Origin of the sequence: Corynebacterium senegalense (genome assembly GCF_900411315.1) — a bacterium.
GTDB lineage: Bacteria > Actinomycetota > Actinomycetes > Mycobacteriales > Mycobacteriaceae > Corynebacterium > Corynebacterium senegalense.
The window spans coordinates 1,381,851-1,405,442 of the sequence record NZ_LS990887.1 but is presented as its reverse complement, the minus strand read 5'-3'; the positions used below and the strand labels follow the sequence as shown (position 1 = coordinate 1,405,442).

At 70.3% G+C, this 23,592-nt stretch carries 22 protein-coding genes and 1 pseudogene; 9 read left to right on the top strand and 14 right to left on the bottom strand.

Going from position 1 to position 23,592, the window contains the following annotated elements; all coding sequences use genetic code 11:
• Positions 1-8 precede the first annotated feature (8 nt).
• Both DYZ02_RS06905 and DYZ02_RS06900 read right to left on the bottom strand, forming a co-directional pair.
• The gene (locus tag DYZ02_RS06905; protein ID WP_115685583.1) at positions 9-617 is read right to left on the bottom strand and encodes a YqgE/AlgH family protein; all 609 of its coding nucleotides are present in this window, start codon (positions 615-617) and stop codon (positions 9-11) included.
• Positions 610-2,112: a CCA tRNA nucleotidyltransferase gene (locus DYZ02_RS06900; RefSeq protein ID WP_425451011.1), complete on the bottom strand. Its 1,503-nt coding sequence runs from the start codon at positions 2,110-2,112 to the stop codon at positions 610-612. The genes DYZ02_RS06905 and DYZ02_RS06900 overlap by 8 nt, the downstream gene beginning before the upstream one ends.
• Before the next feature lie 69 nt (positions 2,113-2,181).
• Here DYZ02_RS06900 and DYZ02_RS11570 point away from each other — a divergent pair, with 69 nt between their 5' ends.
• The gene (locus DYZ02_RS11570; protein WP_425451010.1) at positions 2,182-3,024 is read left to right on the top strand and encodes an NUDIX hydrolase; all 843 of its coding nucleotides are present in this window, start codon (positions 2,182-2,184) and stop codon (positions 3,022-3,024) included.
• A 457-nt stretch (positions 3,025-3,481) separates the two neighbouring features.
• Here DYZ02_RS11570 and DYZ02_RS11565 read toward each other — a convergent pair whose 3' ends face one another.
• The 3 genes from DYZ02_RS11565 to DYZ02_RS11555 form a co-directional block, all read right to left on the bottom strand.
• Entirely contained in the window at positions 3,482-3,664 is a 183-nt protein-coding gene (locus DYZ02_RS11565) for a hypothetical protein (protein WP_147291489.1), read from the bottom strand.
• 162 nt (positions 3,665-3,826) lie between these two features.
• The gene (locus DYZ02_RS11560; protein ID WP_181896914.1) at positions 3,827-3,967 is read right to left on the bottom strand and encodes a hypothetical protein; all 141 of its coding nucleotides are present in this window, start codon (positions 3,965-3,967) and stop codon (positions 3,827-3,829) included.
• Between the two features lie 177 nt (positions 3,968-4,144).
• Complete coding sequence (locus DYZ02_RS11555) at positions 4,145-4,489, bottom strand: hypothetical protein (protein WP_147291488.1); 345 nt, start codon at positions 4,487-4,489, stop codon at positions 4,145-4,147.
• Between DYZ02_RS11555 and DYZ02_RS11550 the strand changes: the two are divergent.
• The 6 genes and pseudogenes from DYZ02_RS11550 to DYZ02_RS06865 all read left to right on the top strand — a co-directional run.
• Positions 4,422-5,384: pseudogene (locus tag DYZ02_RS11550) on the top strand (DUF6049 family protein); the annotation flags it as partial. The gene DYZ02_RS11555 and the pseudogene DYZ02_RS11550 sit on opposite strands and share 68 nt — an antisense overlap.
• Before the next feature lie 193 nt (positions 5,385-5,577).
• On the top strand, positions 5,578-8,952 hold the full coding sequence (gene murJ, locus DYZ02_RS06885) for a murein biosynthesis integral membrane protein MurJ (protein ID WP_115685581.1): 3,375 nt from the start codon (positions 5,578-5,580) through the stop codon (positions 8,950-8,952).
• A gap of 117 nt (positions 8,953-9,069) precedes the next feature.
• Entirely contained in the window at positions 9,070-9,666 is a 597-nt protein-coding gene (locus tag DYZ02_RS06880) for a sigma-70 family RNA polymerase sigma factor (RefSeq protein ID WP_115685580.1), read from the top strand.
• 81 nt (positions 9,667-9,747) lie between these two features.
• Entirely contained in the window at positions 9,748-10,767 is a 1,020-nt protein-coding gene (trxB, locus tag DYZ02_RS06875; RefSeq protein ID WP_115685579.1) for a thioredoxin-disulfide reductase, read from the top strand.
• Positions 10,768-10,859: 92 nt separating this feature from the next.
• Positions 10,860-11,183, top strand: coding sequence for a thioredoxin (gene trxA / locus DYZ02_RS06870; RefSeq protein WP_115685578.1), 324 nt, complete (start codon positions 10,860-10,862; stop codon positions 11,181-11,183).
• A gap of 22 nt (positions 11,184-11,205) precedes the next feature.
• Positions 11,206-12,426 (top strand): N-acetylmuramoyl-L-alanine amidase, encoded by a 1,221-nt coding sequence (locus DYZ02_RS06865; RefSeq protein WP_115685577.1) that lies wholly within the window; start codon positions 11,206-11,208, stop codon positions 12,424-12,426.
• Here DYZ02_RS06865 and DYZ02_RS06860 read toward each other — a convergent pair.
• The 9 genes from DYZ02_RS06860 to rpmH form a co-directional block, all read right to left on the bottom strand.
• On the bottom strand, positions 12,423-13,745 hold the full coding sequence (locus tag DYZ02_RS06860; RefSeq protein ID WP_115685576.1) for an RNA-binding domain-containing protein: 1,323 nt from the start codon (positions 13,743-13,745) through the stop codon (positions 12,423-12,425). The genes DYZ02_RS06865 and DYZ02_RS06860 overlap by 4 nt on opposite strands.
• 57 nt (positions 13,746-13,802) lie before the next feature.
• Positions 13,803-14,387, bottom strand: coding sequence for a hypothetical protein (locus DYZ02_RS06855; protein WP_245945692.1), 585 nt, complete (start codon positions 14,385-14,387; stop codon positions 13,803-13,805).
• Between the two features lie 83 nt (positions 14,388-14,470).
• On the bottom strand, positions 14,471-15,571 hold the full coding sequence (locus DYZ02_RS06850) for a ParB/RepB/Spo0J family partition protein (protein ID WP_115685574.1): 1,101 nt from the start codon (positions 15,569-15,571) through the stop codon (positions 14,471-14,473).
• A 3-nt stretch (positions 15,572-15,574) separates the two neighbouring features.
• A complete protein-coding gene (locus tag DYZ02_RS06845) occupies positions 15,575-16,615 on the bottom strand; it encodes a ParA family protein (protein WP_425451040.1) in 1,041 nt (346 codons plus the stop codon).
• A gap of 92 nt (positions 16,616-16,707) precedes the next feature.
• Positions 16,708-17,349 (bottom strand): 16S rRNA (guanine(527)-N(7))-methyltransferase RsmG, encoded by a 642-nt coding sequence (gene rsmG, locus DYZ02_RS06840; RefSeq protein ID WP_115685572.1) that lies wholly within the window; start codon positions 17,347-17,349, stop codon positions 16,708-16,710.
• Positions 17,350-17,506: 157 nt separating this feature from the next.
• Positions 17,507-18,484: a membrane protein insertase YidC gene (yidC, locus tag DYZ02_RS06835; protein ID WP_115685571.1), complete on the bottom strand. Its 978-nt coding sequence runs from the start codon at positions 18,482-18,484 to the stop codon at positions 17,507-17,509.
• 16 nt (positions 18,485-18,500) lie between these two features.
• Entirely contained in the window at positions 18,501-18,830 is a 330-nt protein-coding gene (gene yidD / locus DYZ02_RS06830) for a membrane protein insertion efficiency factor YidD (RefSeq protein ID WP_115685570.1), read from the bottom strand.
• Entirely contained in the window at positions 18,830-19,192 is a 363-nt protein-coding gene (gene rnpA, locus DYZ02_RS06825; RefSeq protein WP_115685569.1) for a ribonuclease P protein component, read from the bottom strand. The genes yidD and rnpA overlap by 1 nt, the downstream gene beginning before the upstream one ends.
• Positions 19,193-19,225: 33 nt before the next feature.
• On the bottom strand, positions 19,226-19,363 hold the full coding sequence (rpmH, locus tag DYZ02_RS06820) for a 50S ribosomal protein L34 (protein ID WP_115685568.1): 138 nt from the start codon (positions 19,361-19,363) through the stop codon (positions 19,226-19,228).
• An 854-nt stretch (positions 19,364-20,217) separates the two neighbouring features.
• Here rpmH and dnaA point away from each other — a divergent pair.
• Both dnaA and dnaN read left to right on the top strand, forming a co-directional pair.
• The gene (dnaA, locus tag DYZ02_RS06815) at positions 20,218-21,798 is read left to right on the top strand and encodes a chromosomal replication initiator protein DnaA (RefSeq protein WP_115685567.1); all 1,581 of its coding nucleotides are present in this window, start codon (positions 20,218-20,220) and stop codon (positions 21,796-21,798) included.
• A 603-nt stretch (positions 21,799-22,401) separates the two neighbouring features.
• The gene (gene dnaN, locus DYZ02_RS06810; RefSeq protein ID WP_115685566.1) at positions 22,402-23,589 is read left to right on the top strand and encodes a DNA polymerase III subunit beta; all 1,188 of its coding nucleotides are present in this window, start codon (positions 22,402-22,404) and stop codon (positions 23,587-23,589) included.
• Positions 23,590-23,592 lie beyond the last annotated feature (3 nt).

Below are 23,592 nucleotides of genomic sequence, written 5' to 3'. Positions count from 1 at the left end.
AAAACTCCCTAGTTGTCGTCGAGGTCAGCGGGGAACGTCGAGAAGAGGGGCAGGGGCATTGCTTGGCGACGCATCACGTCGCTCCACAGGTCCGCCCCGGCAGGCGCGACCACGTCGGAGGGCAGGGCGGGGGCGACGAACCAGTCGCCGCGCGCGATCTCCTCGTCCAGCTGGCCGCCCTCCCACTGGGAGGTGCCCACGAAGATGCGCACGCCCTCCAGCGCGTCGCCCACCTCGAGCGGGTGTGCATGCAGGTCGAGGTGGACCAGCCGGTTGGCCAGGCGCGTGAACTGCGGGTACTCCTCGATGGCCACCCCGTTCCTGGTCACCCCCACGGCCACGCCGGCCTGCGGACCCACCGGGCCGCCGAGGTAGAGCGCCTGCGGCCGGGCCACCAGCGGCAGCCACTCCGGCAGGACGTTGTGCACGGCCGTCTCGCTGCGTCGGTTCAAGATGATGCCCAGTGTCCCGTCCGCGGAGTGCTCCAGCACCAGCACGACGGTGCGCGCGAACTCGGGGGAGAGCATGCCCGGCGCTGCGACGAGCAGGGAACCCGCCTCCGGCTCGGCGCGCTCGAGCGCGTTGAACAGCCGGTCGGCGTAGAAGTACTCAGGCATTCTCCTCCTCCCACCACTTCTTCAGCTCGGCGACGGCTTCGTCGTGGTCCAGCTCGCCGCGCTCCAGGCGCAGCTCCTTCATATACTTCCACGCCCTGCCGACCTCCGGGCCGGGTTTCAGTCCGAGGATGCTCATGATCTCGTTGCCGTCCAGGTCCGGGCGCACCCGCGCCAGGTCCTCCTTCGCGGAGAGCTCCGCGATGCGCTCCTCCAGGTGGTCGTAGGTGCGCTGCAAGCGGCGCGCCTTGCGCGGGTTGCGGGTGGTGCAGTCGGCGCGCACCAGCTTGTTCAGCCGCGGCAGGAGCTCGCCGGCGTCGGTGACGTAGCGGCGCACCGCCGAATCCGTCCACTGGCCCTCGCCGAAGCCGTGGAAGCGCATGTGCAGGTACACCAGCTGGCTGACGTCCTCGATGACGTGCTTCGGGTACTTCAGCTTCCGCATCCGCTTTCGGGCCATCTTCGCGCCCACGACCTCGTGGTGGTGGAAGCTCACGCCGCCGCCCTCCTTCACCGCGCGGGTGTCGGGCTTGCCGATGTCGTGCAGCAGCGCCGCCCAGCGCAGCTTCAGGTCGGGGCCCTCGTCTTCCAGCTCGGTGGCCTGGCGCAGCACGGTCAGGGAGTGGCGGTAGACGTCCTTGTGCTGCATGTGCTCGTCCGTCTCCAGCTGCAGCGCCGGAACCTCCGGCAGGACCACGGCCGCGATCCCGGTCTCCACCAGCAGATCCATGCCCTCCCAGGGGCGCGCGCCCAGCATCAGCTTGTCCAGCTCCGCCTGCACGCGCTCCGCGGTGATCCGGTCGATCTCACCGGCCATGTCCCCCATCGCGGCGCGCACGCGCTCCGCCACGGAAAAGCCCAGCTGGGAGACGAAGCGGGCGGCGCGCAGCATGCGCAGCGGGTCGTCGCGGAAGGAGACCTCCGGGGCCTGCGGGGTGTCCAGGCGGCGGTGGAGGACGTCGTCGAGCCCGCCGACGGGGTCGTGGAAGCGGGGCTCCAGGGTGCCGTCGACAAGCGAAAGCTCAATCGCCATCGCGTTGCAGGCGAAGTCGCGGCGCACCAGGTCGCCCTCGAGCGTCTCGCCGAAGGTGACCTCCGGGTTGCGCGTCACGCCGTCGTAGAGGTCGGAGCGGAAGGTGGTGATCTCCACCTGCTGGCCCTGCTTGACCGCGGACACCGTGCCGAACTCGATGCCGGTGTCCCACGTCTTCTCGCCCCACGCGCCGAGCAGCTCCTGGATCACCTCCGGCCGCGCCGAGGTGGTGAAGTCGAGGTCGTGGCCGAGGCGGCCGAGCATCGCGTCGCGCACCGGCCCGCCCACAAGGTAGAGGGACTCGCCCTTCTCCGCGAACAGCGCCGCGAGCGGCTCCAGCATGCCGCCAAGCTTCTCGACGGCCCCCTGCGCCCGCGCCAGCAACGCCTCGCGCGCGAACGGGTCGGCGGGGTCGGGCAGGTCGAACAGCGGTGCGTACTTCTCAGGCGTTGTCACCCGTACCACGATACCCGCCGCAAAACACCGCCCCGGGCGGCCCTGTTAAGTACCACAAACGGCGCGGCGGCGGATACGATGATGCGGATGACTGACACAACGAGGCCCAGCTCGGGCGACCCGGAGCGCCCCCGCAGGCGCGGCAGGCGCCGGCGCGGGTCTCGCCCTGCCGGAAAGGCGCAGCAGGGCGGCCGGCGCCGCAACCCCGCCACGGCGGGGGGCGCGGGCTCCAAGGGCGGCAAGACCGCCAAGAGCTCGAACGGGCCCGAGGACAAGGACGAGAAGAAGAACAGCGGCCGCAACCGCAACCGGAAGGGCCGGGGCCGCGGCAAGGGCGGCCGCGGCGGGTCCCGGTCGGGCTCGGCGCACAAGCAGAACCAGCGCGCCCCGCGCCACGCCCAGTACGCGGACTCGACGATGGAGACGCGCGACGAGACGTCGGCAGGCGGGCTCGTCGTGTCGGGCATGGCGGAGGCCGTCGCCCCCAACGGGCACGTCGACCTCTCCCGCATCTACGTCGCCCTCATCGGGCGGCTCGACCGGCGCGGGCGGCTCCTGTGGTCCATGCCCAAGGGCCACGTCGAACCCGGCGAGCACCAGTGGACCACCGCCGAGCGCGAGGTCTGGGAGGAAACCGGCATCTCCGGCGAGGCCTTCGAGACCCTCGGCGTCATCGACTACTGGTTCGTCTCGGACGGGGTGCGCATCCACAAGACCGTGCACCACAACCTCCTGCGGTTCGTCGACGGCATCCTCAACGACGAAGACCCAGAGGTCACCGAGGTGACCTGGGTGCCCATGAGCGAACTGATCGAGCACCTCGCCTACGCCGACGAGCGCAAGCTCGCCCGCATCGCCTACGACCGCATGCCCGAGCTCGCCAGAAAGGAAGCCGACGCCGGAAGGGCGACCCCCCGATGAGGCGCGCCGCATCCGCGCTCGCCGCCCTGGCCAGCGCCGCCCTCGCCGGCGCCACCCTCGCTCCGGCCGCGCGGGGCATCGCCATCCCCACCGACCCCGACAACCCGGCTGTAGCCGAGCAGTGGGCCAACCCCGCCATCCGCGCCGGGGAAGGGGAGCGCGCGACAGTCGAGCTGCTCTCCGGCCCCGAGTCCATCGGCGCCCACGACCCCGTCAACGTCACCCTGCGCGTCACCAACACCTCCGAGACCCCCCTCGACGGCCTGAGCGTTACCCCCCGCCGCGGGCCGGCCACCGGGTCCGTGCGAGACCAGCGGGCCGCCACCGTCGCCGAGGTGAGCGAGTACTCGGTGGTCGGGCGCTCGAGGGACGTCGGCAGGCGGCTCGCCCCGGGTGAGAGCACCGAGGTCTCGATGGAGATCCTCGACGGCGAGCTGCCGCTGCCCGGGCTGGCCACCTACCCGCTGCTGTTCGCGCTCTCCGCCGGCGGGGAGCTGCTGGACACCGACCGCCTCCACCTCACCGTCAGCGGCGCCGCCGACGGCCCCACGCCCGGCCTGAGCACGCTGTTTCCCGTCTCCGCGCCCGTGGACATCGTGCCGGGGGAGACGGGCCAGGCGCCCGACGAGGCGCCGCTCATCCTCTCTTCCGAGAACCTCGCCGACCAGCTCGCCCCCGGCGGAAGGCTCGACACGCTTCTCGACGTCTACTCCGACGCCACGGCCGAACCCGCCGTCGCCCAGGCGACCTGCATGAGCCTCGACCCGGCCCTCGTGGACACCGTCGCGCGGATGGCCGAGGGCTACCGCGTCTCCGAGTCGCGCCCCGACGTGGTGGAGGAGCCGAAGCGCCTGCGCGACAGCTGGGGCGCGGCCGACACCGCCCCCGACAGCGCCCCGGGGCGCGGGGCCGCGGACGCCGCCGCCTGGCTGGAACGCGTCACGCAGATCGCCGCCACCGGCTGCGTCGTCGCGCTACCCTGGGCAAACGCCGACCTCAACGCGGTGGCCCGGACGGGAGACGTGTGGCTCATGCGCGAGGCGCTCGAGCGCGGGCCCTTCACCCTGGACCGCGTCCTCGGCACAAGCGGACTGGAAAACGTCGTCATCTCCGGCACCGGCTACGTCGACCCCGCCGCGGCCGAGGGCCTCGGCTGGGCGGACCACGGCCGCTCCACCATCGCGAGCGAGGGCATGAACGGCGCGTGGGAGAAGGCCCAGGAGGGCGCCGGGCAGGCCGCGGGAGGCCGCATCGAGGGCGACCAGCGCGCCGCCCTCGACCGCCCAGACCTGCCCGGTCCCGCGGGCGTGGCCGCCCCCGCGCCCGAAACACCCGTGCGCGCGCTCGTCGCCGCCGGCACCGCCGGCGCGCGCTTCTCCTGGCTCTCCCCCGGCGTGATGGCCGTGGAGTACCAGGACGACCTGGCCTCCACCCTCGCGGCCGTCGGGCCGCACCCCGAGACCACCGGCTACTCCGCCGAGGAGCTGCGCTACGACCTGCAGGAAGACTCCCAGCGCGCCCGGGCGGTCAACGCCGCCTCGGCCGCCCGCCTGGCCGTCGCCTCCGCCCGCGCGGAAGCGGGGGAGGGCGAGCCGGAGCCCGTGCTGCTCAACCCCCCGGCCGCGTGGGACGCGGCGGATGCCGCCACGCTCATGGGTGCCGTGCGCGACCTCCTCGCCAGCCCGGCTCGGGCCGTCTCGCTCGAGGACTACCTCGCGCCCGGCGCCGACGAGGAGGTCGGGCCCGCCGCGCCTGCGGGCACGCTGGGCGCGCTGGGCTCGGACCCGAGCGCCTACGCCGACTCTGAGATCCTCGCCGCGGGCCAGCAGGCCCGCTTCATCAACGACCTCTCCGCCCTGCTCATCCCCGACCCGGCGATCGCCCTGACGCGCTACGGCTTCACGCTGCCGCTGCGCCGCGACCTGCTCGTCGCGCTCTCCGCCACGGGACGCCGCGCCCGCGACTTCTACCCGGAGGCCGAGCAGGCCACCCGGGCACGCCTGGCCGGCAGCCGCGACACCCTCAACGAGCTGCGCTCCTCCGTCGCGCTTATCCCGCCCGGAAACGTCTACACGCGCGCCTCGCCCTCCTCGCCGCTTCTCATCGTGGCGGAGAACGGGCTGCCCCTGCCGGTGGACGCCACCATCCTCTACAACGGCCCGGAGGGGGCGAGCCTGGACGTGCCGGGCACCCTGCGCATCCCCGCGCACGGCTCGGTCACCGCGCAGCTCACCGCGGACCTGCCGGACACAGGCGGAACGGACCTCACACTCTTCCTCGCCTCCCCGCAGGGCGTGCCGATCTCGCAGCCCGTGGACATCACGGTGCGCACCGCCGGGATCGCGCTGCGCGGCAAGGTCCTCCTCGCCGCGCTGGCCGTCGCGCTCGCGCTGCTGCTGCTGTTCGGGATCGGGCGGCGCCGCCGCGCCCGCCCGCCGACGCGCCGCTCGCCACACCGGCCGCCGCGCGCCCGCCGCGCGGCCCCCGCCAGCAGACAGAGAGACCCACCCCGCCGCCCGACGGGCAGGCGAACCGATTGGAGAACCCCTCACCGTGACCACCCAGGAACCGTCCCAGCAGCAAGCTGGCCTCCGGAGCCGCATCGTCACGCCCGCCCCGCCGGCCCCCGTGCCGGCGCCGCGCGAGAAGAAGCCGACCCCGGAGGAGGAGGCGGGCGAGGACCGTTCCGCCCTGACCATCAGCCCCTCCGGGGAGACGCTGGCCACGCCCGCCGACGCCGAGACGGCCGCCGGCGGGGAAACCACCAACGCCGACGTGGTCCGCTCCACCGGCTCGATGGCGGTGGCCACCCTGATCTCCCGCATCACCGGCTTCGTGCGCACCGTCCTCATCGGCGCCGCGCTCGGCGGCCCGGTGGCCTCGGCGTTCAACACGGCGAACACGCTGCCGAACCTCATCACCGAGATCGTGCTGGGCTCTGTGCTCACGGCCCTGGTGGTCCCGGTGCTCGTGCGCGCGGAGAAGGAGGACGCCGACCACGGCGCCACCTTCATCCGCCGCCTGTTCACCCTGACGCTCACACTGACCTCCGTGGTGACGCTGCTTGCGGTGATCGCCGCGCCGCTGCTCACCCGGGTCATGCTCAACGACGAGGGCCGGGTCAACGTCGTTCAGGCCACCTCCTTCGCCTACCTCCTCCTCCCGCAGATCTTCTTCTACGGGATGTTCTCGCTGTTCATGGCCATCCTGAACACGAAGGAGCACTTCCGGCCCGGCGCCTGGGCGCCGGTGGCCAACAACGTGGTCTCCATCGTGGTGCTGCTGCTCTACATGCTCCTTCCGGGGCAGCTGAACCCGTCCGCGCCGGCGTCGGTAAGCAACCCCCATGTGCTGCTGCTCGGCCTCGGCACGACCCTCGGCGTGGTCGTGCAGTGCCTCATCATGCTGCCCGCGCTGCGCAAGCTCGGCATCGACCTGCGCCCGCTGTGGGGCATCGACGAGCGGCTAAAGACCTTCGGCGGGATGGCGCTGGCGATCGTCACCTACGTGGCCATCAGCCAGCTCGGCTACGTGGCCACCACCCGCATCGCCTCCGTCGCCGACGGCTCCGCGCCGTTCATCTACCAGCAGCACTGGATGCTCTTGCAGGTGCCCTACGGCGTCATCGGCGTCACGCTGCTCACCGCGATCATGCCGCGGCTGTCGCGCAACGCGGCCGACGGCGACCACCAGGCCGTCGTGCGCGACCTGACCCTCGGCACGAAGCTGACCTTCATCGCGCTCATCCCGATGATCGTGTTCATGACGGCGCTCGGCCCCGACATCGGCCACGCCCTGTTCGCCTACGGCAACTTCGACCCCGAGCTGGCGCGCACCCTCGGCCTGACGGTCAGCTTCTCCGCGTTCACCCTCATCCCCTACGCGCTGGTGATGCTGCACCTGCGCGTCTTCTACGCCCGCGAGGAGGCGTGGACGCCGACGTTCATCATCGCCGGGATCACCGCCACGAAGGTCGTGCTCAGCCTGCTCGCCCCGGTGGTGGCGGACTCGACCCAGAACGTGGTCGTGCTGCTCGGCGCCGCCAACGGCTTCGGCTTCGTGGCGGGCGCGATCATCGGCGCCTTCCTGCTGAAGCGCAAGCTGGGCACCCTGGAGGCGGGCTCCGTGCTGCGGACCTCCCTGTGGGCGCTGGGCGCCTCGCTCGTGGGCGTCGCGGCGACGTTCCTGCTGCGCTACCTGGTGCGCGACCTGCTTGGCCTGGACCTGGCGGTGGCGTCCGGCCGGCTGATCGGGGTGCCCTCCATCGGCTTCCTCGTGGAGATCGTGGTCCTGGGCCTGACCTTCCTCGTCATCACCGGCCTCATCCTCTCGCGTTCGAAGCTGCCCGAGGTGCAGAACCTCGGCCGCGCCCTGGCCCGCATCCCGGGCCTGAGCCGCCTCATCACCTACGACGAGGACAAGGCGATCGAGGTCGGCGAGGTCGACCCCCGCGACCTGTCCAACCAGTTCCTCGTGGGCGACACCTTCAACGCCTCGCCCGTGCCGCCGCCGATGTCGGCGGGTGTGGTGCGCGGCCCGCGCCTCGTGCCGGGCGCCCCCGTCTCGGACGGCCGCTTCCGCCTCATCCGCGACCACGGCGCGACCACCGGCGCCCGCTTCTGGCAGGCCCGCGAGGTGGCCACGGAGCGGATGGTGGCGCTGACCTTCGTGGACACCACGGGCTCCGCGCCTCTGGCGCCGGCCACCCCGCGCCAGGCCGCCATCGACGCGGCGGGCGTGGCGCGGCGCACCCGCAAGCTCGCGGAGCTGCGCCACCCGGCGATCGCGGACAACATCCAGATCCTGTCCTACCGCTCGGGCGCGCTCGTCGTCGCGGACTGGATCCCGGGCACGACGCTGAAGAGCGTCGCCGAGTCCGGCCAGACGCTCCACGCGGAGGCGGTGGCCCACGCCCTCGCACCGCTTGCCGACGCCATCGGAGCCGCCCACGAGACCAAGGTCCCGCTCGGCCTGGACAACCGCAACCGCCTGCGCGTGTCCACTGACGGCATCGTGCGCCTCGCCTTCCCGGCGGTGCTGCCCGACGCCTCGGGGGAGGAGGACGCCTCCGCCCTCGCCTCCGCGCTGACGCTGCTGACCACCGACGTCAGCTCGGACGCCCTCGAAGGGGTCGCCGCCGCAACGCGCTCGCTTGCCGACGCCCCCTCCGCCGCCCCGCAGGATTTCCGCGGCGTCGCCGCCACCCTGGAGGCCATCGGCGCCGGGGACGAGGTCGACGACGAGACTGAGCCGGAGGAGCCGCGCCCCGCGCGCGACCTCAGCGCGGCCGTGGAGGCGGGACGGCGCGACCCCGAGCCCGACCCGGAGGCGCTGCGCGGCGGCTTCGGCCGCGAGGCCTACCGGCCGGCGTCGCTGGTGCTCATCCTCTCCCTGGTCATCGGCGCGGTGGTGCTCATCGCGGCGCTGACGGCCTACCTCATCGGGGCGCTCGGCCGCTCGAGCGCCGGGACCCCGGTGACGCCCGAGAGCGTGGAGACCGGCGTGGAGAAGGTGGAGGACAACGCGGCGGCGGGGCCCGCCGTCATCATCGCCCCGCTCGCGGCGGGGGAATGGAACGGCGCCTCCGGCGGGGCCGCGGCGCTGGCGGTGGACGGGCAGCGCTCCACCACCTGGCAGGCGGCCGGGGGCATCGGCCTGCGGCTGCGCCTCGACGGGGCGTTCGACCTGGAGCAGGTGCTCGTCGACGCGGCGGCGGGCGGGGCGTCGTTCAGCGTCTACGGCCTCCCCGAGGGGGCCGCAGGGGAGGGCGAGCTCGGCGGGCTTCCGCAGCTGGGCAGCGGGACGCTGCGCGGGGGCCAGAGCAGCGTGGACACCGCCGGCGGTCAGCGCCTCTCCGGCGTGGTGCTGTGGTTCGCGGACCCCGCCGAGATCCGGGAGGTCACGCTGATCGGGCGGACGTACCCCTGAGAGCCGGGCGGGGTCACTAAAGTGTGAGCCCCGCCGGCCCCTGCCGCCCGGGCCTGGGACACACTGGACAGGCCGGACAACGGGGGAACATTCGGGCAAGCATTCGGGGGAGTGTCAATGACCAACGGAACCATCAGCGACGGGGCGCGATCGGACCAACAGCTCGTCGAGGCGTACATGGGCGGCGACCCGCGCGCCTTCACCGCCATCGTGCAGCGGCACCGGGCGCGGCTCGTCTACGTCGCGCGCCGCTACTCGCGCAACGAGAACGACGTGGAGGACATCCTGCAGGAGGCCCTGTTCAAGGCCTCGCGCAACATGCACACCTACCGCTCCGAGGCCGCCCTGTCGACGTGGCTGCACCGGCTGGTCATGAACACCGGCTTCGACCACGTCAAGGCCTCCCGCAAGCGGTTGCGCGACGTCAGCATCGACGACGAGCGCATCAGCCCCGAGGCCAACCCGGTCCTCGCCCACGACCCCACCGCCCACCTGGACCGCACCATCGTCGTCCGCCAGGCCCTCGAGGCCCTGCCCGAGACGCAGCGCCGCGCGCTCGTGCTCATCGACGTCATCGGGCTCAGCGTGGAACGCGCCGCCGCCGAGATGGGGGTGCAGCCGGGCACGGTGAAGTCGCGCCGCGCGCGGGCGCGGGCGGCGCTGGCGAAGGCGGTGGACGGGGCGGCTGGTGGGGCGTCGAAAAGCGGGTTCTAGCTCGGCAATCGGCGCGGTGTCGGGCGCCGCAGTAGACTAACGCACCGTAGTAGAACCCCCGTTGAGGAAGAGTAGAACGCGATGACGAACCCCGGCTTCAACTTTGTGGCGCCCAAGCAGGACCTGGTCGCCGCCCCGAGCGAGACCAGCGAGACCGTGGACCGGCCCGACGACGAGGTCCGCGACGTCATCATCGTCGGCTCCGGGCCGTCGGGCTACACCGCCGCCCTCTACGCCGCGCGCGCCGAGCTTTCCCCCCTCGTGTTCGAGGGCTACGAGTTCGGCGGCGAGCTGATGAACACCACCGAGGTGGAGAACTTCCCCGGTTTCCAGAACGGCATCATGGGCCCCGACCTCATGATGGAGATGCGCGCCCAGGCCGAGAAGTTCGGCGCCGACCTGCGCCCCGACCTCGTCGAGAGCGTCGACTTCAGCGGCGAGATGAAGAAGGTCATCGTCGCCGGCGAGGAGTACCTCGCGCGTGCCGTGATCCTCGCCACCGGCGCCGCCCCCCGCCACCTCGGGGTGCCGGGGGAGACCGAGCTGACCGGCCGCGGCGTGTCCACCTGCGCGACCTGCGACGGCTTCTTCTTCAAGGACCACCACATCGCCGTCGTCGGCGGCGGGGACTCCGCCATGGAGGAGGCGATCTTCCTCACCAAGTTCGGCAGCAAGGTCTCGCTCATCCACCGCTCGGAGAACTTCCGCGCCTCCAAGGTCATGCTCGAGCGCGCCCGCGCGAACGAGAAGATCGAGTTTGTCACCCACACCATCGTCGAGGAGGTCGTGGAGGAAAACGGCAAGGTCGCCGGGCTGAAGGTGCGCAACGTGCAGGACAACACCGAGTCGGTGCTCGACGCCACCGCGATGTTCGTCGCCATCGGCCACGACCCGCGCTCGGGCTTCCTCGGCGGGCAGGTCGAAACCGACGCCGCCGGCTACGTCGTCGTGGACGAGCCCTCCACCCGCACCAACGTCGAGGGCGTGTTCGCCTGCGGCGACCTGGTGGACACCACCTACCGCCAGGCCATCACCGCGGCCGGGTCCGGCTGCCGGGCGGCGATCGACGCCTCCCACTACCTCGAGGCGCTGGACGCCTAGAGTTTCCGGGGCGGGGCCCGCCCCCACTATTGTTGTAGACAACTGACGCGGCAGCCGCCGCCCCGACCAGCACGCAGAGGAGTTGCATCACCGTGAGCGCCACGATCGACGTCACCCAGGCCACGTTCAAGTCCGAGGTCATCGACTCCGAGACCCCGGTCCTGGTCGATTTCTGGGCGCAGTGGTGCGGCCCGTGCAAGAAGCTCTCGCCGATCCTCGACGAGGTCGCCTCCCAGCTGGGGGAGAAGGTCAAGGTCGCCAAGGTCGACGTCGACGCGGAACGCGCCCTCGGCGCCATGTTCCAGGTGATGTCGATCCCCACCGTCCTCATCTTCAAGGACGGCGCAATGGTGGACCAGTTCGCGGGCGTGCAGCCGAAGGAGGAAATCGTGGCACGCGTGGAGAATCACCTCTAGGACACACCGCCGAGTAGCATACATGTCTGTTCCGCAAACTAGCCCAGGAAGGTGTCCAGTGACAGAGACCCTGCGCGTCGGTGACTCGAGCGCTCGCGTTGCCGAGGTCCGCTCGACCCTCGCGAGGCTCGGCATGCTGGACGACTTCGAAGGAAACGTCGGCGACTGGAACGCCCGCCAGTTCTCCCGCCGCGACCTGCTTTTCGACGACACCCTCGCCGAAGCCCTCAAGGCATTCCAGCAGTCCCGCGGCATCATCCCCTCCGGGGAGATCGACATCGTCACCCTCCGCGAGCTGCGGGAGGCCTCCTACACGCTCGGCGCCCGCGTGCTGTCCTACCAGCCGAACCAGGTGCTCGTCGGCGACGACGTGCGCCAGCTCCAGAACCAGCTTCAGGACCTCGGCTTCTACGCGCACCGGCTCGACGGCCACTTCGGGCCCCGCACCCACGAGGCGGTGGCCTCCTACCAGCTGAACTACGGCCTGCCGGACGACGGCGTCTGTGGCCCCGACACGCTGCACGCGCTCAGCCTGCTCGGCCGCCGCATTACCGGTGGTTCCGCCCAGGCGATCCGCGAGCGCGAGAACGTCCGCGAGGCCGGGCCGCGCCTGGCCGGCAAGCGCGTCGTCATCGACCCGGGACTGGGCAACGGGGAATCCGGGATGACCGTCTCCGGCCCCTACGGCTACATCACGGAGGAGGAGATCCTCTGGGACCTCGCGCAGCGCGTCGAGGGCCGCATGATCGCCGCCGGGATCGAGACGATCCTCTCGCGCCCCCGCGGTGACAACCCGAGCATCAAGGCCCGCGCCGACCTGGCCAACAGCTCCAACGCGGACCTGCTGATCTCCCTCCAGCTCGACCGCTACGAGAACGAAAAGGCCAACGGCGTCGCGTCCTTCTACTTCGGCTCGGAGGCGGGCGCGTCGTCCATGACGGGTGAGACGCTGTCCGGGTTTATCCAGCGCGAGATCGCCGCCCGCACCGACCTGCGCAACTGCTTCAACCACGGCCGCACCTGGGAGCTGCTGCGGATGACGAAGATGCCGTCCATCGAGATCGTTCTCGGCTACCTCACCAACCCCGGCGACGTCGCGATCGTCACCGACCCGCGCCAGCGAGATTCCATCGCCGAGGCGATCGTCGTGGCCATCAAGCGCCTCTACCTCCTGGAGGAGGACGACATGCCCACCGGCACCTATTCCTTCAGCAAGCTTTTGCGCGAGGAGAACGCCATCTAAACCCCGGCGCTGTAACGGGTGGTGCGCGTGGCGCCGCTGCGCCTGACCCGGCCCTGCCCGACGAGCGAGCGCAGCGCCCGGTACGCCTGCTGCTGGCCCAGCCCCGCCCGCCGCGCGACCTCCCCGCTCGAGGCCTCGCCCAGCTCACGCAGCGCCTCCAGCACGAGATCGCTTGTCGACGCCCCACCAGCCCCCACCGGGCTCACCACGCTCACCGTCACCGCCTGCGCGTGCGTCCCCGCGTAGGAGGGCACCGGGGCGCCGCGCCGCGCGAGGTCCCGCGCCGCGTCCACCACGCCCGTGCCCGCCCCGCGCGTGAGCCCCGTGTGGGCCAGGGCGGTGCTCAGGTACAACGAACGGGGGGCGAAGGTCGGAGCGTCGCTGAGCAGGTCCTCCGGCCTCACGCCGCGGGGCAGCGCCCCGGGGCTGGTCACCGCCCGGCGCTTCGCGTCCACGTGCACGTACACCGCCCCCGGAAGCGAGTAGTCCCGGTGGGCCAGAGCGTTCAGCACGAACGGGAGAGCATCGCCGACCGCCTCGGAGGCGGCGAGGTTCTCCGCCAGGACCGCCAGGGGAGCGCGGCTGCGCCACGTCGTGCGGGGGGCACGGGTGTCCGCCAGCACAACCTGGTGGTAGGGCAGGTGGCGGGCAAGCGCCTCCTCCGTGCCGAACAGGGCGACCGCTCCCAGCAGGATGGGGGTGTCCGAATCGTTGCGGAAGCCGAGCGCGCGGACGAGGGCGTCGTCGTCGCGGGCCGCCAGGGCGGTGTTGCCGTGGTGGGCGGAGGTGAGGCGTCGATAGGCGGCGAAGGCCGCGGGATCGAGGTCCGCGAGAGTGGCTCCTGGGGCGGGGGAGAGGGCCCAGTCGAGGCCGTTGGCGTCCCGGTAGCGGGTGAACAGCTCCGGCGGGGTCAGGCCCTCGTCCACCGCGACGCCGGCGCCGTTGAGGCGGCGGGCGCGGTACACGCCCCAGGTTGTTGCCACCGGCGAGGCGGCGGCCTCCGTGCTCAGGGCGACGACCGCGCGACCCCCGACGGCGGCAACCTCCACGGTGACGTCGAGGGGCGGCGAGGTGTGGCGGCGCACCGCGGCGGCGAGCTCGACGGGGTCGGTGTGGTCGCCGTGGAAGGGGTGGGCGCCGGAGACGGTCCCGTCGGAATCGACGCCGACAAGCAGGGTGCCGCCCTCGCTGTTGGCCATCGCGGCCATTCTTTCCACCACGGCGCGCTCGTTGATGTAAGCCGACGAAACGCGGCGGGCGAAGGAAAGAGCGATTCCTTCCCCCGATTCTATGAGCTGCTCTATCTCCCCGCGTTGCATGCTTTCAGACTACTACAGGCCTCGGATGTGGTGGATTGATTGAATGAATAGATGGAATCAGACGGCCGGCACTCGCGCCAGCGCGTCCTCCACCTCGCGCGCGCTCAGCAGGTCGTGGGCCGGCGGCAGAGACACGCGCAGCCGGGGAATGACAGGGTGGTCCGCGACGACCTTGAACCCCGCCGATTCCAGGATGGCCGCGTCCACGAGGCCGATTCGGTCGGAACGGCGCCGCAGCGACTCCGCCGAGGGGGAGGAGACCGGGGCGTCCGGGCGCAGCCCGAAGGCCTCGAGAGCCGGGGCGCCCGCCGTCGAGGCCGCCATAATGACAGAATCGAGGAGGACCGCCTCCCACCCGCGGCGCCGGACCGCTAGGTCGATGTGGAGGCTCGTGACCACCCAAGCGTCGCGGCCGACGGGCGCAGTGGGCATCCGCACCGCCCCCGGGGCCTCGGCGGCGGGGCAGTAGAGGACGGTGGCGAAGGCGCCGAACTCGCTGCCCGCTTCCGCGATGCTGAAGCCCACGGTGCCCTGCTCGGCGGCGCGGGCGACCAGCCAGACGCTCTTGTCCACCTCGGAGTCGGTCGCGCAGTAGGCCTCGCTCAGCGGGTCGACCTCCCAGAACACGCTGGACGCCGTCACGGGGTGGACCCGCGCCAAGTTCTGCGCATCTAGCGGGACGACCTGCGCCCGCCGCCGGGAACCTGTCGAGCCCGCCACCGGGGCTAGTCCTCGCCCTGGATGAGCGACATGATGCGCTCGAAGTCCTCGCGGTCGCCGAACTCGACGACGATCTTGCCCTTGCGCTTGCCCATCGTCACCGACACGCGGGTGTCCCACACGTCGGCGAGGCGCTCCGCGGCGCGGCTCAGGTACTCCGGTTGGGGCTGCGGCTCGCGCTTCGGCCGCTCGGGGGCCTTCCCATTGGCGTTGAGCAGGGTCACGGCCTCCTCGGTGGCGCGCACGGTCAGGCCCTCGGCGACGACGCGGTCGGCGAGGTCGGCCTGGGCGGCGGCGGTGTCGTCGCCAAGCTTGATGCCCAGGAGGGCGCGGGCGTGGCCGGCGGAGAGCACGCCTGCGGCCACGCGGCGCTGGACGGGGACCGGGAGGTTGAGCAGGCGGATCGCGTTTGTGATCACCGGGCGGGAGCGGCCGAGCTTGTCGGCGAGCTGCTCCTGCGTCACCCCGAACTCCTCGAGGAGCTGCTGGTAGGCGGCCGCTTCTTCGAGCGGGTTGAGCTGGACGCGGTGGATGTTCTCAAGCAGCGCGTCGCGCAGCATGTCCGCGTCGCTGGTCTCGCGCACGATCGCCGGGATCTGCTTCAGGCCCGCCTTGGAGGCCGCGCGCCAGCGGCGCTCGCCCATGATGAGCTCGAAGCCCTCCGGCGTTTCCCGCACGACGATGGGCTGCAGCAGCCCGAACTCCCTGATGGAGTGGACGAGCTCGGAAAGCTCGTCCTCGTCGAAGACCTGGCGCGGCTGCTTCGGATTCGGCTGGATCTGGCCCAGCGGAACCTCCTGATAGCGCGCGCCGACCGGGACCGGCTGCTTCACCTTCTCGGTGGAGGCAACCACCGTCGGAGCCCCCGGGATGGAGGGCGCGCCCGGGACGCGGGTGCGGCCGCGGGGCGGCAGCTTGTCGCCCGACGTGTCGGCGGCCTTAGTGCCTGCGTTCCCGCCGCGCGCACCCTTCGACCCGCCGATGATCATGTCGGCCGCACCGTCGCCGAGCCTGCCGGTCTTGCCCGTGGTGTCGGTGGCCTGCGGGTTGGAGGGGATCAGCGCCGCGAGCCCACGGCCGAGGCCGCCCTTACGTTCCTGTGCCATGGTTTATTCTCCGTCCTGCAAAGTGTCCTGCTCGCTGTCCTGCTGCACGTCGGGGGCCTCCTCGACCTCCGAGGCGTCCGCCCCGTCGAGCTGGCGCGCCACCTCGGGGCTCACGCCGATCGGTCCTGTCGTCGCGTGGGGCTGGTAGTCGCCGCGCTCCGCCACTTCGCGGGCGGCGTCGACGTAGGCCAGGGCGCCGCGGGAGCCTGGGTCATAATCCACCACGGTCTGGCCGTAGCCGGGGGCCTCGGACACCTTCACCGAGCGGGGGATGACGTTGCGCATGACCACCTGGCCGAACTGGTTGCGCACCTCGGAGGCGACCTCCTCGGAAAGCTTCGTGCGCGCGTCGAACATGGTGAGCAGGATGGCCGAGATGTGCAGGTTGTGGTTGAGGTGCTCGCGGATCATGCCGATGTTGCCCAGCAGCTGGCCCACGCCCTCGAGTGCGTAATACTCGCACTGGATGGGGATCATCACCTCGTCGACGGCGGTCATCGCGTTGATGGTGAGCAGTCCGAGCGACGGCGGGCAGTCGATGAAGACGTAGTCGAAGCCCTCGCGGTCGAGGAATCCGCGGCGCAGCGCGTCGTGCAGCCGGTACTCGCGGCGCACCAGGCTGACCAGCTCGATCTCCGCGCCGGCGAGGTCGATGGTCGCGGGAATGCAGAACAGGTTTTCGTTGCCGGGCGAAGGCTGCATCGCCTCCGCCGCCTCCGCCTCGCCGATGAGCAGCTCGTAGCTCGACGTCGTGCCCGCCCGGTGCTCCGCGCCCAGAGCGGTGGAGGCGTTGCCCTGCGGATCGAGGTCGATGACCAGGACCTTCAGGCCCTGCCGGGACAGCGCGGCGGCCATGTTGACCGAGGTGGTGGTTTTGCCCACGCCACCTTTCTGGTTCGCCACGGTGATCACGCGCGGCTGGTCCGGTTTGGGCAGCTTCTGCATGCCCAGGTTGAAGCGCGCGGCGCGCTGGGCCGCCGCCGCGATCGGGGTGTCGTCCCACTGGGCCGTGGCGTCCACGGGCCCGTCCGTACCTTCGTTCATCATCCGCCTCACCGTGCCTGTTCCCTCGCCGAGCCGGCCCGCGCCGACCGGGAATCAACCTCTCTCACCCTAGTGCCTCGCGCTCCCACGGGTCAGCGCCGCCGGGGAATACGGATGAGGGTGGTGGGCTGCTCGAGGACGTCCGCGCCGACCGTGACAATCTCCGCCTCGCCGCCGCCGGCGCGGGTGATGGCCGCACGGTCGCGCTCGAGCTCCTCGACCACGCTGGCCCCCTTCATCGCCACCATCGCGCCGCCGACCTTGACCAGGGGAAGCGACCAGCCGGCCAGCTTGCCCAGGGGTGCTACGGCGCGGGAGGTCACGACGTCGAAAAGCGACTTCTTCTGCTCCTCGGCCCGGCCGCGCACGACGGTGACGTTGTCCAGACCGAGCTCCTCCTTGACCTCGGCGAGGTAGGTCGAGCGCTTGAGCAGCGGCTCGATCAGCGTGACGTGGAGGTCCGGGCGGGCGATCGCCAGCGGGATGCCGGGCAGGCCCGCCCCGGAGCCGACGTCGGCGACCCGCAGGTCCGGCCCGAGGGCCTCGGAGACCACCGCGCAGTTGAGCAGGTGGCGCGACCACAAGCGGTCGACCTCCTTCGGCCCGATGAAGCCGCGCGCGGAGGCGACCTCAGCCAGCGAGCGCTGGTACGCCCGGGCGAGCTCGAGACGCTCGCCGAAGACCGCCTCTGCGGCGGCGGGGACGGCCTCTGGAGCGGGCGTGGGACTCGACACGGCTGTGTTCTCCTTTGGATCGGGGGCGCTGTTTCGCGTGCCCTCGACTCTAGTAAACCCCTCCGACACCGACCCAATGGCCGCGCGTCGCCCCAGATGGCGGCGCAAAAACGGCCCACGGGGACGATGTGTCCTCGTGGGCCGTGGCGGGCCGGGATTAGCTGCCCTGCTTGCGCTGCTTCTTCGTGCGCTTGTCGACGCGACGTGCGGCCACCTGGGGCGCGGAGGCGCGCTTCGCCTCGCGCTTGGCCTCCTCCTCGGCGGCCTCCTCCTTGTCCATCTTGTCGAAGACGATGCGGGTTTGGAAGAAGGTCCAGACGTTGTTGGCCAGCATGTAGAACAGCAGGCCGATGTGCCAGAGGAAGCCCGAGGCCAGGATCATGGCCGGGAAGATCCACAGCATCATCTTGTTCATCATCTGCATCTGCGATTCCATCATCGCCGCGTTGTCGTTCGCCGGCGCGGCGACCTTGCCGGCGGCGCGGCGCGCGTTCTGGCGGTCGATGGACAGGCGCGCGTTCAGGTGGGTGAACACGGCGGAGATGATGACCAGCGGGAGGCAGACCGCGATGATGTTAGCGCGGGTGAAGTCGAGGCCCGTGAAGGCCGCGAAGGCGCTTTCCGGCATGGACATGTAGGCCGACAGCGGCACGCCGAAGAAGTCCGCGTCAAGGAAGGAACGGACGTCCTCGGGGGAGAAGATGTAGTTGGCGGTGTTGCGGTTCTCCTCGACGCTCATGCCCAGCGAGCCCGGCCCGGTGCCGGTGCGGTTGAAGGAGCGCAGCACGTGGAACAGGCCGAGGAAGACGGGCATCTGCACGAGCGGCACGATGCAGGAGGCGAGCGGGTTGGTGCCCATCTCCTTGTAGAGCTTCTGGGTCTCCTCCGCCATCTTCTGCTGGTCGTTCTTGTACTTCGCGCGGATCTCCTGCATGCGCGGCTGCATTTCCTGCATGCGGCGCATGGAGCGCATCTGGTTGACCATCGGCTTGACCAGCAGGACGCGGATGGTGAACGTGAGGAAGACGATGGACAGGATCCAGGCGAAGCCCGAGTCGGGGGCGAAGATGGAACCGAAGATCTTGTGCCAGAACCACAGCACAGCGGAGATCGGCCAATAAACGAAATTCAACACTTGCGGGTCGTTGCTCCTAATCGGTGACGGGTGGGGCCGCTTCGCTCCCGGCGGCCTCGCTGGCATCCGGTGAAGCCACGCTGCCGGGGACAGGGTCGTATCCGCCGGGATGCCAGGGCCCGCACTTACAGACGCGGGTTGCGGCAAGCAGGCTTCCCTTCACTGCCCCGTGGCGTGAGACTGCTTCGAGCGCGTAGGCGCTGCAAACAGGCATGAAACGACACGTCCCCGCCATTTTAAGGGGTGAGAGGTATTTTTGGTAAAGGCGCACCAGCCCGACCAGCCCTTTCGCGGCGGGCCCCCGGGCGGGTGGGATCCCCCCGCCGAGGAAGTTGTAGTACGCCATCACATTTTCTTCAGGGCCCTGTTTAGGGCTCTGTCCAGCGCGGAGTCGAAGTCGCGGGCGAGCTGCGCGCTCGTCGCGGTTGCGGCGGGGGGCAGGGCCCGGATGACTACATCGTGGGAACGCTCAAGCTTGTCGACGCCCCCGAGGCACACGTGCCGCAGCTTGCGCGACACCGCGTGGCGCGTCACCGCGTTGCCCACTTGCTTGGAAACGACAAGCCCGAACCGGGGGCCGCCGGTAAGGGCGGTGCCGGTTCGGGCTGTCACGTGAACCACCATCGTCGCCGAGCCGGCGCGGCCGCCCTTCCTCATCGCGCGGCGGAAGTCCGCCGAGGAGGTCAGCTTGTGCGCCTTGGGAAGCACGTCTCGATGGGTGGTGGCCGTCGGGCGGCGAAACTACGCGGTGAGGTTTGCGCGGCCCTTGCGGCGGCGCGCCGAGACGATGGCGCGGCCGGCGCGGGTGCGCATGCGGGTGCGGAAGCCGTGCTTGCGGGCGCGGCGGCGGTTGTTGGGCTGGAAAGTCCGCTTAGACACGGGAGACTCCTTGTACGTTGCGACGGCCAGCGGCGCCGCGCCTGGGGCGCGTATAGCCTCCCGGGGTAGAGACCGTCCCGGTATGAAAATTCTTTCTGAGATGCGGGTGCCCCGTGGCCTGGCCTGAAGCCGAGTGACCGGTGGTGCTCCTCGCGTGCAGCTCCTACGCCGACTCGCCCTGGCGGGCGGCCCGGTGCACCGCGCGGGTGCTGCTCTCAAGCACATCGGAGAAGAAGCGAAAAACGTGCAACCGCGGCTACCCGATGTGGCAGACCATGCCAGGTTACGTGAAATCGCGGTGCCCGGCCAAATCGACACGCCCTGCTCACGCGGGGGTCGGGCGGGTTACCCCCGGAATTACAAAACTGTGTTTTTGGCCAGGTCGGCCGGCGAATCGCCGACGCACCCTGCGCCTCGGCGCCCACAGCCGGGCCGTGGAGGAGGCCCGGGAAGTTATCCACAGGGGCGGTGACGCTTATCGCGTGGACACAGGGCCCGCCAAGCGGGTACCAATAATTTATCACCACAACTTCACACAGACATCACCCCACAGGCCTGTGGATAACCCTGAACATGCGGTTGAGGGTTTGGATTACATTGACGTGTTTCCCTAGTTCACGGACGTTATAGGCGGGGTGGAAATCTATCCACAGGGCGGGAAGCCGACTGTGGATAAGGGGTAGCGCGGAGTTACTCCACACCTGTGGATAAAGTTGTGGAACTACAGGTAAGAGCCACCGCGGGTGGCCCGGAAATTGTGGATGGGGCGGTGAATGACACGCCTCCCATCGCGCCGCACCGTGGCGCTCGGCAGTGCTCGACAACGACGGAACGAAGGACGAGGAAACAGGTACGTGGCGGACCAACAGATCGAGGCGCTCTGGCGCGACATCGTCACCGAGCTGCTCGCGCTCTCGGAGCGCCCCAGCTCGACCATCCCGACCCTCACCCACCAGGAGCGGGCCTACCTCCAGCTCGTCCGCCCCGTGATGATCGTCGACGGCTACGCCATCCTCTCCACGCCCCACGCGGCCGCCAAGGCCGTCATCGAGGACAACCTCGGCACCCACATCGCAGCCCTGCTCACCAACCACCTCGGCCGGCCCTGCAGCCTCGCCGTATCCGTGCAGCAGCCCGCCCCCGAGCCCGAGGCCCCCGCGCCGGACCCGGCGCCCGCGGCAGCGGAGGAGTGGTACCCGACCCGCACCCAGCCCTTCCACCACGAACGCGACACGCTCCCCGGGGAGCAGATCCCGATGGGACTCGACGAGCTCGCCCGGATCCACTCGCAGCAGCAGGCGGAGAGGGAGGGGCGTCGACAAGCATCCGCCCACCCCACCGTGGTGCAGGGGGCCCAGCGGATCCCCCGCGAGAAGCCGGCCCACGACCCCGACCGCGAGACCTCGCTGAACCCGAAGTACACCTTCGAGAACTTCGTCATCGGCTCCTCCAACCGCTTCGCCAACGGCGCCGCCGTCGCCGTGGCCGAAAACCCCGCCCGCGCCTACAACCCCCTGTTCATCTGGGGCGGCTCCGGCCTGGGCAAGACGCACCTGCTCCACGCGGCGGGCAACTACGCCCAGGTGCTGCAGCCGGGGCTGCGGATCAAGTACGTCTCCTCCGAGGAATTCACCAACGACTACATCAACTCGGTGCGCGACGACCGGCAGGAATCCTTCAAGCGGCGCTACCGCAACCTCGACATCCTCATGGTCGACGACATCCAGTTCCTCGAGGGCAAGGAGGGAACCCAGGAGGAGTTCTTCCACACCTTCAACGCGCTGCACCAGGCCAACAAGCAGATCATCCTGTCCTCCGACCGCCCGCCGAAGCAGCTGACCACCCTGGAGGATCGCCTCCGTACCCGCTTCGAAGGCGGTCTCATCACCGACGTCCAGCCGCCGGACCTGGAGACGCGCATCGCGATTCTGCTGAAGAAGGCCGCCGCCGACGGCACCCACGTCGACCACGCGGTGCTCGAGCTCATCGCCACCCAGTTCCAGTCCTCCATCCGCGAGCTGGAGGGCGCCCTGATCAGGGTGTCGGCGTACTCCTCCCTCATCAACGAGCCGATCACTCTGGAGGTGGCCCAGGTCGCGCTGCGCGACATCCTCCCCGACGAGGGCGACGTGAACATCAACGCCTCCACCATCAAGGACGCGGCGGCCGAGTTCTTCGGCGTGACCATCGACCAGCTCACCGGCGCGGGCAAGACCAGGCAGGTCGCCCACGCACGCCAGCTGGCCATGTACCTGTGCCGGGAGCTGACGGACCTCTCCCTGCCCAAGATCGGCGACGAGTTCGGCGGCAAGGACCACACCACGGTGATGTACGCCGACCGGAAGATCCGCAAGGAAATCACGGAAAACCGCGGGACCTACGACGAGATCCAGGAACTGACCCAAATGATCAAGAACAGGGCGCGGATGCGCTGACGCCGCGCACTCCCGCCCGGCGCCGGAGGCCAGCTCGAAAACGCTGGTCTGCCGGCGCTTTTTCGTGTCCGCAGGGATTCTCCACAGACCTGTCCACAATTGTGTAATTCCACGCTTGTGATTCAATGATCTCGGCCACTATGTGCCCTGGATCACCAAAACTGAAGGCTGTGGATAAGACGCATTTCCGTGTGAAAGCCCAGTGGAGAACGCTTTCGGGACTGTGGACAAATCTGCACCGAAGAAATCTATCCACAGGACGATCGATCTATCCACACGTATTCCACAGGCAGAATCACACGGCGTATCCGCCGCCCCACCACGGATAATCGGCCGTTTTCCCCAGAATGCACAGGACTTATTGTTGTTACCGTCTTTTACTTTGTAATTCTTCCCGGAGAAACAGAGCGTGTGGACAGCCTCCCCGGAGCGGCCCGGTGGGCGAAGAGAAACGGGCTGGGACGGCAAGCCGCTGAATGACAAGATTCGGCCCTGCGCCTAAGGTGGAGTGGAAATTCCGTAATTCACCTTCCGCGCCTCCCGCCCCGGCCGACGAGCCCGGCGGGGGAGCGCGAGCCGACGTGCAAGGAGCCGCTCGCCGCCATGGACGACAACCGCGTGTCATTTCGCGTTCACAAGGATGACCTCTCCGACGCCGTCGCGTGGGTAGCCCGCAGCCTGCCGACGAAGAACACGCAGCCGATCCTGCGAGCGGTCGTCATCACCGTCGACGACGAGGGCCTCGAGTTCGCCGGCTTCGACTACGAGGTTTCCTCGCGCGTGCGCATCGGCGCCGAGGTCGACCAGCCGGGCCGCGTCGCCGTGGCCGGCAAGCTGCTCGCCGACATCGTCTCCAACATGCCCAACAAGCCCGTCGAGGTCTCCACCGACGGCTCGAAGATGCTGCTGCAGGGCGGCTCCGCCCGCTTCGAGCTGCCGCTCATGCCTCTCGACGACTACCCGCAGCTGCCCACCCTCCCCGAGGTGACCGCCACCCTCTCGCCCGCCGACTTCGTCGGGGCCGTCACCCAGGTGGCCTCCGCCGCCGGGCGCGATGACCCCCTTCCCATGCTCACCGGCATCCACATCGAGATTGACGGCGAGCAAATCCAGCTCACCGCCACCGACCGCTTCCGCCTCGCGCTGCGCAGCATCTCCTGGCAGCCCGCGGCCGACGGCATCCAGGCCAAGCTTCTCGTGCCCGCCAAGACGCTGCTGGACAACGCCCGCACCCTGGACACGCACATCGACAACCCCGTCGAAATCGCCGTCGGCGGCAGCGGCAACATCGGCGGCGACGGCCTGTTCGGCCTGCACTCGGGCAACCGGGAAACCACCACCCGCATGCTCGACGCCGACTTCCCGAACATCCAGCCGCTGCTGCCGAAGACCCACACGTCCATGGCCCGCGTGGCCATCGCGCCGCTGGTCGAGGCGATCCGCCGCGTCAGCCTCGTCGCCGACCGCAACGCCCAGATCCGCATGCAGTTTCGCGCCGGCGAGGTCACCCTCTTCGCCTCCGGGGCGGACTCCGGCGAGGCCACCGAGACCGTCCAGGCGGAGTTCACCGGCGCCGAGGAGCTCCTCATCGCCTTCAACTCGGGCTACCTCAAGGACGGCCTCGCGGTCATCCCCACCGAGGACGTGGTCTTCGGCTTCACCGAGTCTTCCCGCCCCGCGATCATGATCCCCGCCCCGGAGGCCCTGCCCGAGGCACAGGGCGACGGCTCCTTCCCGACCCCCGAGACCGACTTCACCTACCTGCTCATGCCGGTCCGCCTGCCGGGCTAAACC